We start from the raw sequence: 12,706 nt of genomic DNA, 5'->3' as shown, positions 1-12,706 counted from the left end.
ACTCAGGCCGCTTGTCCCGGGCAATACAGGCCGAAGACCTCGCGACCACGCTGGCGTTGATCCCGCCTGCGACGTAAGTTGCTGCGAGTCGCCTTTTCTGCCTGCCTGGAGGGGAACTGCGTCGTTCGATCCGCAGCGGTTGCAGCCGAAGAACGACTTGCAAGAAATGTAGAACCTCGACCCGACAGGGCCCCGGAGTCGGACCGTCCGCTGCAGCAGCCCTATTTTCACAACGCGTGCCGACCGGTTCATCCGGCATTCACAGTTCGCGCAACGGGCCATCCTCTCAAGTGCACGACACCTTTGCACATGCCTTGTCGGTGCACCCAGATGGGGATAGCGCCGCAAATGGACAGGCCCTGTCTCCGAACATCCACCAGACCAAGGTTCGAAAGGAGTTGTAAGTTCCGCCTCTCAAATTCGGAATATCTTCAGCCTAATGCGGGAAGTGCGACCAATTTCAGTTCTGGATAAGCCGGATCTGAAGAAATTGCCCGCCAGTTTTTTAAGACTTTGACACAGACACGAGGCGCTTGGGTTCTGCATAGCAATGCCAATGAACGTGCTGCCACCTCCGGCTTTCCGTTCAGCGCTGCCGCAATCGCGTACCTTGTCAGTACTGATGGTTGACCAAAGCGCTTTGCGACCTCGCTCATCCAGAGAATTTTCTTTTCAGTCATGCCCCGTTCGGGCACCGTTCTCGCAAACTCCGAATAATCCCTCAATTGAGTCAGAAAAATTGGCTTATAAGCCTCCCAATCTTTTTCAGCGAATGAAATTCCGGAAATCTCCATCCGGGTGCGGCGCCAGTCATTTTCAAATCGAATGTATTCATTTGAAACCACAAAAAACCCCGCCAATGTAAGCACACTGATTCCAGCAAACCCCCATCGAAATGAGGATGGAATTATTCCATTCACTTCGAATTCAATTATTTCATTCCGGCTTAACGCACCTATAAAAAAGCAAACGGGCAACAATATATAGGCATACGCTAGCGGATACTCAACCATGGCATGGCAAAAAGCAAATCCTACTGCCAGCAAGACACTCCATGACAAAGGATCTCGACAGCTAGAAACTTGCTTTTTGAACCAAAGTGCTAGCCAAACAAAAAATATCACGGCAACAGGCAGCCCTGCTGAAACGGCAATATCTAGTCCAATATTGTGGGCTGAATCAAAAAATGCATATGTTGCTGGATGCTTCAGCGCCGTTGCCTGCTGCGCTAGAGGGATTTGCCCCCAGCCATAACCGACCCATGGGGACTGTCTGATAGCGTCCACCATGCTTCGCCAAAGATCGAAACGGCTGTCTTTACTCACGCGATCAATCAATGCGGATGGCTCCCCTAACAGAAGCATCTCATTGATAGAGGGCCATGCGAACATCATTACGCCAAAAAAACTACTCAGAAGAAAAATTGATTTTCCAGATGTACGCAACAAAGCTCGCTGCCCAAGGCCCCAGTGCATAATCCATAGAAAAAGCAGCGCAAGAAAGACCATTCGCGACTGGGTCATCACGAGACCAAAGCTCAAAAAGGCCCCGAGCAACATCGCCGAATATGAATTCAGAATTCTATTTTCGAACAAAAATATAGTGCACGCCACACCCAGCAAAAGAACAATTGCCAACTGATTCGGTTGAGCCAAATTAGCGCCATACCTTCCCACGGCTTGCGATTGGGAGATGAATTCAGAAAAATAACTCAATTCAAGCCATTGAAACAATGAAATTCCAACAGAGAGCACGGCAGCAGCAACCAATGCAAAAATCACTGGTTGAATTTCTTGCATCTGGTTTTCTGATTTGCCATCACGAACAAAATTCGCAGCCAACACCAATGAAACAAGTGCTGCAGAAATGTAAAGCCACGCAATCCAGCCATCACCAAAAAATAGAGTTTCCCCTGCCATTATCTGCAACAACGGAGTCAATGAGAGAAAAAAAACGAGGAGTGCAATTTTTGGCATGGCAATCCTCCTCCATATCGCATAGAACCCCAATGGAGAAAATCCAATTCCAACTAGAAAATCATGTCTGAAAGACGGCCAAGGCAGGAAATGATCTGGAGCTAACAGCCCCAACGTCAGCCCAAACCCCAAGAACGATATTACCTTCGTATTCGATTTCATTGATCAAAAAAAAACGCTCCCGAGAGAGCGTTTTTTAATTTTCAATAGAAATTAGCCGCGGCAAGAGCCAGGCAGATACTTCGGAAGAATGGTTGTGCCATCTGTCGAAGAACCGCATCTCCAAGCAAAAATCGTTTTGCCTGCATCGCCAACCACGAGAGCCGTGGCAGCGGCGCTCAAAGGACGAAGGGTCAGCACGTCCGCAGAGCCAGCCGTCAGTTGCGAAATTCCTTGCGCCGTCACTGTGACCTTGCCATCGGCAGCGACTGCAATGCTACTCACATACTTGGAAACTGTTGCACCCGAGGCGGCACCGCCATCGCACGGAAACATCGCAGCGGTCAGAGTGGTTGCAGAAGTCGATTGAACAGCTTCAGTTACCGTGGTGCGGCAAGACGAAGCGGCCAGCACAATCTCAGAGACCTTTGCACGCACCGTGTAATCCTGATACGCAGGCAACGCCACAGCCGCCAAGATACCAATGATCGCCACAACGATCATCAACTCGATCAGGGTGAAACCCTTTTGCACATTGCGTGCGATAGAACGACGGTTCATTCATTAACTCCAGGTTGGTTTGTAGAGCCCGGGAACCAGCCCGGAGCGGGGTAACTTCCGCAGCATCCGTGCCACCCGGCTTCTCCACCCTGCAGCCCTCGATCGGGCCGTCTTTGGTCACAAGATGGTTACATGATGTGACACAACTCGCACTCAGATGCCAATTGTGTCGACAAATTTGTCATGCCCGGGCGGGCTCGGTCAGAAGGTCAGCACCCCGTTCGCCTTGAGCCAGCGGATGTCCCGCTGCGCCAACCCTGCCACTTCCCGCCCCGCCAGCATCTCGATCTGGCTCATGATTTCCTCGGTCTCTGCCGGCTTGGTGTGGGTGATGTAGATCGGGTATTGCTTGCCCGGATCGATCTGCGCCAGCTCGTGCGCCAGCGCCACCGGCGACAGGTGCAGGCTGCGTTCGGCCAGGGCCTCCTCGCGGGAGCTGAAGGCGGTCTCGATGACCAGCATCGCCACGTCGATCGCGTTGATGCGCTCCCAGAAGGGCGGGTTGCGTTCGGTGTCACCGCTGAAGACCCAGTGAGCGCCGCCTTCGGCCCGGCGGATGGCGAAGCCGCAGGCCGGCACGGTGTGGACTGCCGGCAGCACCTCGATCAGCTTGGGGGCGTCGCGGCCCAGCTCGAGGCGTTGCCCGACCGTGATCTCGTGGAAGCTCACGAAGGGCGATTCAGGGCTGGGAATGCGCTCGAAATTCGGCCAGATGACGTTGTTGAACACATGCGCCCGCAGCGCGTCGATGGTGGCGGCCAATGCATGCACGCGCAGCGGCCGGGTGCGGCGGCTGCCGACGGCGTCGAGCATCAGGGGCAGGGCGGCGATGTGGTCGAGGTGCGAATGGGTGAGCACCACGTCGTCGATGGCGGCCATCTCGTCGAGGGTGAGATCGCCGACGCCCGTGCCGGCGTCCACGAGCAGGTCCGCATCGACCAGGAACGAGGTGGTGCGGCAGTCCTTGGCGATGGCGCCCGAGCAACCCAGCACGCGTACCTGCATGGTGGAAGACCTCTTGTGTGCGTCTGACATTATTTGGTGTCGAACCGGGTGGCGCCGTCCCAGTCCGGGTCTTGCGGGCGTAGCGCCATCGAGGCTAAACGCTGGGCATAGAGCTGGTAAAGGACTTTTTTGGCATCCGCGGCGAGCAGGGGAGCCAGCAAGTTTCGGCCCAGCGCCCAATCCTGGCGGCGGTAGGCGGCGAGCACCTGGCTCCATCGGTCGAGTTGCTGCCGCGTCGTGTCCTGCGCCTCGGCGCCGGCCTGCGCCGAAAGCGGGGTGTAGATGGCGACGGCCTGGGCCTTGCCCTTGACGCGCACGCTGTCGAGCTCCTGCCAGACGAAGCCAGGGGCCGCGTCGCGGGTCGCGCCGCTGGCCACGACCTCGACGCCGTAGTGTCCGCTCAAGCCCTCCAGCCGGGACGCGAGATTGACCGCATCGCCGACCACGGTATAGCTGCGGCGCGCGGTCGAGCCCATGTCGCCCACGCTCATGAGGCCGCTGTTGAGGCCGATGCCGGCGCTGATCTCGGGACGGCCGTTCGCGCGGTGCCGGCGGTTGATGTCGTGCACGGCGGCGGCCATGTCGAGCGCGGCCTGCACGGCGAGCGCGGCGTGGTCGGGCGTGTCGATCGGCGCGCCCCAGAAGGCCATGACGCAGTCGCCCATGTATTTGTCGACGGTGCCGCGGTGCGCGCTGATCACCTCGGTAAGGCGGCTGAAGACGGTGTTCAGAAAGGCCTGCAGCTCGGCCGGCGCCATCTGCTCGGACAACCGGGTGAAGTCGCGCATGTCGCAGAACATCACGGTCATCTCTTTGCTCTCGGCGCGCATGCTGTAGCGGCCGGGCCGCACGAGCATTTCGTCGACCAGCTGCGGCGGCACGTAGGTGCCGAAGAGCCGCACCAGCCCGCGCCGCGCGCGCGATTCGACAAAGTAGCCCCAGCTCATGTTGAGCGCGAACGCCAGCGCCGCCATGAAGAGCGCCGACGCGAGCGGGAGCACGAGGCTGTGGCCGATGTAGAGCCAGGTGTTGAGGCCTACCAGCGCGGCGACCACGCCCGCGCCGAGCAGCACGGCGCGCGATGCGGACAGCAGCGACAACCCGAACGCGAGCAGCAGTCCCGCGGCCAGCACGGTCAGCACTTCGTAGCCCGGCGCGTAGTCGGGCACGGCCAGCAGGCGCCGGTCGAGCAAACCCGAGACGATGTTGGCGTGCACTTCGACGCCCGGGAACGCGGCACCGACCGGGGTGGCGCGCAGGTCCTGCAGGCCGGGCGCGGTGGCGCCGAGCAGCACGATCTTTCCCTTGAGTTCGCCCGGCGCCAGACGGCCGTCGAGCACGTCGGCAGCGGCCACGTAGCGGAACGACCCGGCACGCGGACCGCCGGGGCCGCGGAACGGCACCTGCAGGCTGGCGCTCTGGTCGACCGGGATGCGCAACGACCCCAGCACCAGCGCCTGCAGGCGCGGAAAGTTGCCATCGCCGGCCACGAGCGCCGGCCGCACCGGCGGCGAGTCGTTCGCCAGCCGGTAGACCGCCAGCGCCAGCGACTCGTAGTGCCCGGGCGACGCGTGCTCGCCTTCGTAGCGCGCGATGAGCGGCACGCTGCGGATCACGCCGTCGTCGTCGCCGTCACCGACCAGGGTGTTCAGGAACCCCGCGACCGGCGCCGCACGCGCCAGCACCGGCAGGCTGGCGCCGAACCCGTTCCAGAGCGTGACGAAGGAGGCATTCGGCGGAAAAGCCTCGGGCGGCAGCACCGGTGTCGCCGGCAGCAGTCCCTTGGCGCTGGGCTGTTCGGTGCGCGTGAAGTAATAGCCGAGCGCCACGCGCTGGCCGCGCAGGGCCTGGGCCAGTGTGGCGTCATGGTCGAGGGTCGGCGCGAGCTGGTCGATCTCGGCGGCGAGGCCCGGTACATCGCGCAAAGGACCGGCTGCGATCTCTTTCAAGCGCCCGAGGCCGGAACTGCGGTCGGGCTCGAGAAACATGACGTCAAAGCCCAACACGGCCGCATGCTGGCGGGCGAGCAATTCAGTCGTGAGGCTGGCGATCTTGTCGCGCGGCCAGGGCCACTGGCCTTCGCGCGCCAGGCTGGCGTCGTCGACATCGACGATCACGACCCGCGTGTCGGGCGTGCCCGGCATGGTGGCGCGCAAGCGGGCGTCGTAGATCAGGTGGTCCAGGTGCTGGATCACGCCCAGCTGCCAGACGCCCGTGGCATGGAGCAGCGCCAGCAGCACGGGCAGCAGCGTGATGGCGATGCGCGGCCAGTGCCGCCGCAATGCGCTCATGGCTGGTCAGCCTTGGACAACGGTGGCCTGACGGCAAAAAAAAGGGGAGCGGAGAAGGGCGCCCGCGCCGGCTCAGATCCGGACGAACTGCATGCGCGTGGCGCCGCCGAGTTCGAGCACGTCGCCTTCCTGCAGCGCGACGGCCTCGGCACCCAGCGGGGCGCCATTGAGCGTGACGCTGCCCACGACGGTGGCCGCCACGTAGCCCTGACGACGGCGCGTGACGACGGCCACGGCCACGCCGGGCTTGCCGATGGTGGTGACCACCTTCTGGAGCGGGACGTCCTGGCCTTCGTTGGTGCCCGAGAGCACGCGCAGCATGGGCACGCCCAATTCGACCAGCGCACCCGATTCGGTGGGCGCCGACGAGAGCGGCATCGGGGTCGAATACTCGGAGAGCGAGGCCCGCACGGAGCCGGGGCCGACCATGAGGTTGCTGTGCGAGCGGAAATGGATGCGGCAGCCGCCGACCTCGATGACGTCGTTGTCCTGAAGCGCCTGCTTCTGGATGGCGAGCGCATTGACGTAGGTGCCGTTGGTGCTGTTGAGATCTTCAATTTCGACTTCGCCGCCGCTCATGTGCAGCACGGCATGCTCGCCGCTGACGGCGAGATTGTCGATCACGATGTCGTTGTAGGCGCGTCGGCCCAACGTCGTGCGATTCTTGGCGAGCGCCACTTGGCCGATGACGACGCCATCGACCGAAATGATCATCTTCGGCATGGCCGATTACTCCCCGTTTGCAAAGATCCAGCACCGTCAGGCGGCGCAAACGGTCCGCCGCCTGGGTTGGCTGCTACATGGCCCCGCGGGTCGCTTCGCTGACGCCCGCCTTGGCCAGAACAACTGAAATGTTATCCCGTCCGCCATTGTCGTTTGAAATTGCAACCAAAAGTGAAGCCATCTCCTTGAGCCCCAGATCACGGCTCAAAAGCGTGAAAAGCTGCGCATCCGGCACCATCTCGCTGAGCCCATCGGAGCACAGCATGTAGAGATCGCCCGGCCTGGCGCTGTGCTCGTGCATCTCCAGCAAGACCTGGGCTTCCACGCCCAAGGCCCGCGTCACGAGGTTGCGGGTGGGGGAGTTCAGGGCTTCTTCCGGGGTGATGGCCCCGGCGTCGAGCTGCTGCTGGCGCAGCGAATGGTCGCGCGTGAGCTGCTCCAGCTTGTTGTTGCGCAGGCGGTAGCAGCGCGAATCGCCGATGTGGCCGACCACCACGCGCTGCGGACGGAACGCCGCCAGCACCAGGGTCGTGCCCATGCCACGCAATTCTTCGTGGGTGACGCCGGCCTGGAGGATGGCGCCGTTGGCCTCGTCGGTGGCCGCCTGCAGCGCACGCCGGACCACGCGGGCCGGCGCTTGCATGCCGGCCTGGGCGAACCAGCGGCCGAAGCTCGCGTGCATCAGCGAAATGGCCATGGCACTGGCCACCTCGCCACCCTTGTAGCCGCCCATGCCGTCGGCCAGCAGCGCCAGGCCGAGGGCCGGGTCGACATGCACCGCGTCTTCGTTGTGGGCGCGCAGGCGCCCGACATCGGTCAGCGCCGCAAACTCCCAGCTCAGGGCCGGTCGACTGGAGAAAAGGGAAACGCCAACACCTGCCATCGTTTGTCAGCGCTCGCTTTTTTAAAGTATCAGTGCGCAGCAGCGCGTGCGCGCCGTTGCAGGAAGCGGCCCAGGGCCACGACGAGCACCGCGCCGGCGATCGCGCCCGCGTAGTGCATCCAGGGGTTGGCCGCCAGCGCGTCATGCAGCGACACGTCGCTCACGATGGTCTCGCCGCCGACCCAGCCGATCAGCGCAGCGCCCAGCATGATGATGATCGGGAAGCGTTCCATGAGCTTGATCATGAGCGTGCTGCCGAAAATCACCAAGGGGATGCTGATGGCCAAACCCAACACCAGCAGCACCATGCTGCCTTGTGCGGCGGCCGCCACGGCGATCACGTTGTCCAGGCTCATCACCAGGTCGGCCAGCAGGATGGTCCGCACGGCCACAAACATGCTGCCGTACTCCTTGGACTCGCCGTCGCCGTCGTCTTCCTCGCTCAAGAGCTGCAGGCCGATCCACAGCAGCAGGGCACCGCCGATGATCTGCAGGTAGGGCAACGCCAACAGCTTGGCCGCCACCACCGTCAGCACGATGCGCAGCACCACGGCCGCGCCCGAACCGAACAGGACGGCTTTTTTCTGTTGCGCGGGTGGCAGCGATCGCGCCGCCATGGCGATCACGACGGCGTTGTCGCCCGACAGGATGATGTTGATCCAGACGATCTTGATCAGACCGATCCAGAAGTCCGTGCTTTGAAGAAGTTCCATGTCTCTGATTCCACTGTGTTGTAGTTAAAAAAGCGCCCGCAACTCAATGCGGGCGCTTTTTCATTTCTGCGTGGTATTGCGAGCGGCGGGAACGCCGCCAGCGGTACGAGTGCTTTTTAGAGCTTGCCCTTGAGCAGCTTTGCCAGTTCCGAGAAGTTGCGCGTCACGGTGAAGCCGCACTCTTCCATGATGGCGAGCTTGGCTTCGGCCGTGTCGGCACCGCCCGAGATCAGCGCGCCGGCGTGGCCCATGCGCTTGCCGGGAGGGGCGGTGACACCCGCGATGAAACCGACGACCGGCTTCTTCATGTTGTCCTTGCACCAGCGGGCTGCGTCGGCTTCGTCCGGGCCGCCGATTTCACCGATCATGATGACGGCGTCGGTTTCGGGATCGTCGTTGAAGGCTTGCATCACGTCGATGTGCTTCAGGCCGTTGATCGGGTCGCCGCCGATGCCGACTGCCGACGATTGGCCCAGGCCGATTTCCGTCAGTTGAGCCACGGCTTCGTACGTCAGCGTGCCCGAGCGCGAGACCACGCCGATGCGGCCCTTGCGATGGATGTGGCCGGGCATGATGCCGATCTTGATTTCGTCGGGCGTGATCAGGCCGGGGCAGTTCGGGCCCAGCAGCAAGGTCTTCTTGCCGCCGGCCGCTTCCTTGGCCTTCATGCGGTTGCGCACTTCGAGCATGTCCCGAACCGGGATGCCTTCGGTGATGCAGATCGCCATGTCCAGGTCCGCCTCAACGGCTTCCCAGATGGCGGCCGCGGCGCCTGCCGGCGGCACGTAGATCACCGACACGGTAGCGCCGGTCTGCGTGGCGGCTTCCTTCACCGAACCGAAGATCGGGATGTTGAAGATCGACTCACCGGCCTTCTTCGGGTTCACGCCGGCCACGAAGGCGTTCTTGCCGTTCGCGTATTCCTGGCACTTTTCGGTGTGGAACTGACCGGTCTTGCCGGTGATGCCTTGCGTGATGACTTTGGTGTCTTTGTTGATGTAGATCGACATGACTTGTTCCTTAGGCCTTCTTGACTGCTGCCACGACCTTCTGGGCCGCGTCCGCCATGGTGTCGGCGCTGATGATCGGCAGGCCCGACTCGGCCAGCAGCTTCTTGCCTTCGACTTCGTTGGTGCCCTTCATGCGCACGACCAGCGGCACTTGCAGGTTCACGGCCTTGCAGGCTGCGATCACGCCGGTGGCGATGGTGTCGCACTTCATGATGCCGCCGAAGATGTTCACGAGGATGGCTTCCACGTTCTTGTTCTTCAGCATGATCTTGAAGGCTTCCGTGACCTTCTCGGGGGTGGCACCGCCGCCCACGTCCAGGAAGTTGGCCGGCTCGCCGCCGAACAGCTTGATGGTGTCCATGGTGGCCATGGCCAGGCCGGCACCGTTCACCAGGCAGCCGATGTTGCCGTCCAGCGAGATGTAGGCGAGGTCGAACTTCGAGGCTTCGACTTCGGCCGCGTCTTCTTCGTCCAGGTCGCGCAGGGCCACGATTTCGGGGTGGCGGAACAGCGCGTTGCTGTCGAAGTTGAACTTGGCGTCCAGCGCCATGACGTTGCCCTTGCTGTCACGGTTGAGCGGGTTGATCTCGACCAGCGAGGCGTCCGTCTCCATGTAGCAGGCGTAGAGCTTCTTCAGGATGTCGACCGTCTGGGCGGTCGAATCGGCCGGCATGCCGATGCCGTCGGCGATTTCCTTGGCTTGCGCGTCGGTCAGGCCGTCCTTGGGGTCGGCGTAGACCGTGATGATCTTCTCGGGGGTGGAATGGGCCACTTCCTCGATGTCCATGCCGCCTTCGCTCGACGCGATGAACGCGATCTTCTGCGTCGCGCGGTCGGTCACGGCCGAAATGTAGTATTCCTTGTTGATGTCGGCGCCGTCTTCGATGTAGAGGCGGCGGACCTTCTGGCCTTCAGGGCCGGTCTGGTGCGTCTTGAGCTGCATGCCGAGGATCTCGCCAGCCAGCTTCTTGACGTCTTCGATCGACTTGGCGACCTTGACGCCGCCGCCCTTGCCGCGGCCACCCGCGTGAATCTGGGCCTTGACGACCCAGATCGGGCCTCCAAGCTTCTGGGCGGCTTCGACCGCCTCCTGAACCGTATAGGCCGGAATGCCGCGCGGCACCGGCACGCCGAACTTGGCAAGGATTTCCTTGCCTTGGTACTCGTGAATCTTCATGAGGGATGTCTCTCGGAAGGAGGAGGTTGAGAACGGGAGATCGGGAGTGAGACTGTTGTTTCTGCTCTGTTGTTCGCGGGCGACGGCAGCCTGACGGCTGGGGGCGGCGAACAACCGCGGACTGTATCATGGTGCGCCGCACCAATACTTGATGTGCGGTTGCGGTCAATACGTACTTTCTTCTAGCCACTCTACGCATACTCCGATATGGCCAAGGTTTTCATCGACGGCGAAGCCGGCACCACCGGCCTGCAAATTCGCGAGCGGCTGCAGACGATGCCGCAGATCGAGCTCGTGAGCATCGCGCCCGAGCTGCGCAAGGACGTGGCCGCCAAGCGCGAGCTGATGGCCGGCGTCGACCTCGTGGTGCTGTGCCTGCACGACGACGCGGCGCGCGAGTCGGTCGCGCTGATCGACCAGCTCCCGGGCAAGAAGCCCAAGATCATCGACGCCTCGACCGCCCACCGCATCGCGCCGGGCTGGGTCTTCGGCTTCCCCGAACTCGCCGCAGGCCACTGGCAGGCCGTGGCCCAGGCCGACCGCGTCGGCAACCCCGGCTGCTACGCCACGGGCGCGATCGCCATGGTGCGCCCGCTGGTCGATGCGGGCCTGCTGCCGGCCGACTTCCCGGTGTCGTTGCCTTCGGTGAGCGGCTATTCGGGCGGCGGCCGCACGATGATCGAGGACTACGAGGCCGGCAAGGCGCCGCTGTTCGAGACCTACGCGCTGGGCCTGAAGCACAAGCACATCCCCGAAATCATGGCCTACACCGGCCTCACGCGCCGGCCGGTCTTCATCCCGTCGGTGGGCAACTTCAAGCAGGGCATGCTGGTGCAGTTGCCGCTGCACCTCGACCTGCTGCCCGGCAAGCCCAAGGCCGGCGACCTGCAGGACGCCCTGGCCGCCCATTACGCCAAGAGCAACACGCCCGAACAGTTCGTGAAGGTGCTGCCGCCGACCGACGACGGCAAGCTCGACGCGCTGGCGCTCAACGACACCAACCAGCTCGAGATCCGCGTGTTCCCGAACGAGGACCACCGCCACGCCGTGGTGATCGCGCGCCTGGACAACCTGGGCAAGGGCGCCAGCGGCGCCGCGGTGCAGAACCTCAAGCTGATGCTGGGCCTTTGAGCCGCTGCGTCAACCGCTGACAGACCCGAAAGGCCGGCCCGCAAGGACCGGCCTTTTTGCTTTCAGTCGGGCCCCGAGGGCGTGTGTCAGCGCAGGAAGTAGTCGACCGGCACCATCGGCGCCGGCGCCGGGGCGCCCACCGACTGACACAGGTCGATCTCGAGCGTGCGGCACAGCGCCTCGAGCGGCAGGTCGTTCGACTCGGTGCCGAAGGGCTCCTCGATCTCGTCGCCGAGCGCGTCGAGGCCGAAGAAGGTGTAGGCCACGATCAGCACCACCACCGGCGTCATGAACCCGACCGAGTCCACCAGCCCGAAGGGCAGCAGGTAGCAGTAGAGGTACGCCGTGCGGTGCAGCAGCAGCGTGTACGAAAAGGGAATGGGCGTGCTGAGGATGCGCTCGCACGACGCGGCCGCACCGCTCAGCGCCGACAGCGTGCCGTCGACGCCTGCGGCCAGCGCCGGGTCGATGCGCCGCGCGCGCAGCGCTTCGCGCAGGTCGGCGCCCATGTGCATCAGCAGCGCGTGCGGCCGGTTCGCGACCTGCGTCAGGCCCTGCCATTCCGCTTCGCGCAGGAAGGGCTGGGTGTCGGCGGCAGCGTCGGTGCCGCGCAGCTGGTGACGCAGCGCATGGGCGAAGGCCGCAGCGCGCAAGGTCATGCGCACGCGCAGGTCGTCCAGGCGGCGGACGGTGTCGGCGCTGGCGTTCACCGGCACATCGCCGTCGATGAGGCTCTGGCATTGGCGCGCCAGGTTGCGCGAACGCAGGATCACCTCGCCCCAGAGCTTGCGCGCTTCCCAGAAACGGTCGTAGGCCGCGGTGTTGCGAAAGCCCAGGAAGATCGCCAGCGGCAGGCCGAGCAGCGCGAAGGGCACGGTGCCGAGCGGAATCTTGATGGAGCCGAAGCGCCCGTGCAGCACCGTGACGACGATGGCCACGATCACGTTGAGCGTCAGCGCCGCAGCGATGCGCGGCAGGACGGAGCCCCGCCAGGACAGGAACAGCTTGAGCCCGGACGGGCGTTTCCGGACGATCATGAAAGCGAGGGAAGGGGCAGACGGGGAGGCATGGATGCCG

11 protein-coding genes are annotated in these 12,706 nt (G+C 63.0%); 1 reads left to right on the top strand and 10 read right to left on the bottom strand.

The genetic code is table 11. The features are described 5' to 3' along the window. Window positions 1-431 precede the first annotated feature (431 nt). The 9 genes from CY658_RS14105 to sucC form a co-directional block, all read right to left on the bottom strand. Window positions 432-1,976: a PglL family O-oligosaccharyltransferase gene (locus CY658_RS14105; RefSeq protein ID WP_180838948.1), complete on the bottom strand. Its 1,545-nt coding sequence runs from the start codon at window positions 1,974-1,976 to the stop codon at window positions 432-434. Window positions 1,977-2,189: 213 nt separating this feature from the next. Further along, the gene (locus tag CY658_RS14100) at window positions 2,190-2,696 is read right to left on the bottom strand and encodes a pilin (protein WP_101490803.1); all 507 of its coding nucleotides are present in this window, start codon (window positions 2,694-2,696) and stop codon (window positions 2,190-2,192) included. Window positions 2,697-2,897: 201 nt separating this feature from the next. After that, window positions 2,898-3,701, bottom strand: a complete 804-nt coding sequence (locus tag CY658_RS14095) for a 3',5'-cyclic-nucleotide phosphodiesterase (protein WP_101490802.1) — start codon at window positions 3,699-3,701, stop codon at window positions 2,898-2,900. Window positions 3,702-3,730: 29 nt separating this feature from the next. Further along, window positions 3,731-5,992, bottom strand: coding sequence for a CHASE2 domain-containing protein (locus tag CY658_RS14090; RefSeq protein WP_101490801.1), 2,262 nt, complete (start codon window positions 5,990-5,992; stop codon window positions 3,731-3,733). A 72-nt stretch (window positions 5,993-6,064) separates the two neighbouring features. Then, window positions 6,065-6,715 (bottom strand): FHA domain-containing protein, encoded by a 651-nt coding sequence (locus CY658_RS14085; RefSeq protein ID WP_101490800.1) that lies wholly within the window; start codon window positions 6,713-6,715, stop codon window positions 6,065-6,067. A gap of 73 nt (window positions 6,716-6,788) precedes the next feature. Next, the gene (locus CY658_RS14080; RefSeq protein WP_101490799.1) at window positions 6,789-7,598 is read right to left on the bottom strand and encodes a Stp1/IreP family PP2C-type Ser/Thr phosphatase; all 810 of its coding nucleotides are present in this window, start codon (window positions 7,596-7,598) and stop codon (window positions 6,789-6,791) included. Between the two features lie 29 nt (window positions 7,599-7,627). Then, the gene (locus CY658_RS14075; RefSeq protein ID WP_101490798.1) at window positions 7,628-8,311 is read right to left on the bottom strand and encodes a TerC family protein; all 684 of its coding nucleotides are present in this window, start codon (window positions 8,309-8,311) and stop codon (window positions 7,628-7,630) included. 116 nt (window positions 8,312-8,427) lie between these two features. After that, on the bottom strand, window positions 8,428-9,321 hold the full coding sequence (gene sucD, locus CY658_RS14070; protein ID WP_101490797.1) for a succinate--CoA ligase subunit alpha: 894 nt from the start codon (window positions 9,319-9,321) through the stop codon (window positions 8,428-8,430). 10 nt (window positions 9,322-9,331) lie between these two features. Further along, window positions 9,332-10,498, bottom strand: coding sequence for an ADP-forming succinate--CoA ligase subunit beta (sucC, locus tag CY658_RS14065; protein WP_101490796.1), 1,167 nt, complete (start codon window positions 10,496-10,498; stop codon window positions 9,332-9,334). 207 nt (window positions 10,499-10,705) lie between these two features. On the opposite strand from sucC, the gene argC reads away from it, so the two are divergent. Then, entirely contained in the window at window positions 10,706-11,629 is a 924-nt protein-coding gene (gene argC / locus CY658_RS14060) for an N-acetyl-gamma-glutamyl-phosphate reductase (RefSeq protein WP_101490795.1), read from the top strand. 86 nt (window positions 11,630-11,715) lie between these two features. Here argC and CY658_RS14055 read toward each other — a convergent pair whose 3' ends face one another. Next, complete coding sequence (locus CY658_RS14055; RefSeq protein WP_101490794.1) at window positions 11,716-12,666, bottom strand: bestrophin family protein; 951 nt, start codon at window positions 12,664-12,666, stop codon at window positions 11,716-11,718. Window positions 12,667-12,706 lie beyond the last annotated feature (40 nt).

The sequence above is a fragment of the Variovorax sp. RO1 genome (genome assembly GCF_002849325.1).
Classification (GTDB): domain Bacteria; phylum Pseudomonadota; class Gammaproteobacteria; order Burkholderiales; family Burkholderiaceae_C; genus Variovorax.
Note: the sequence above shows the minus strand (reverse complement) of the source record. Positions and strands in the feature narration are given on the sequence as shown.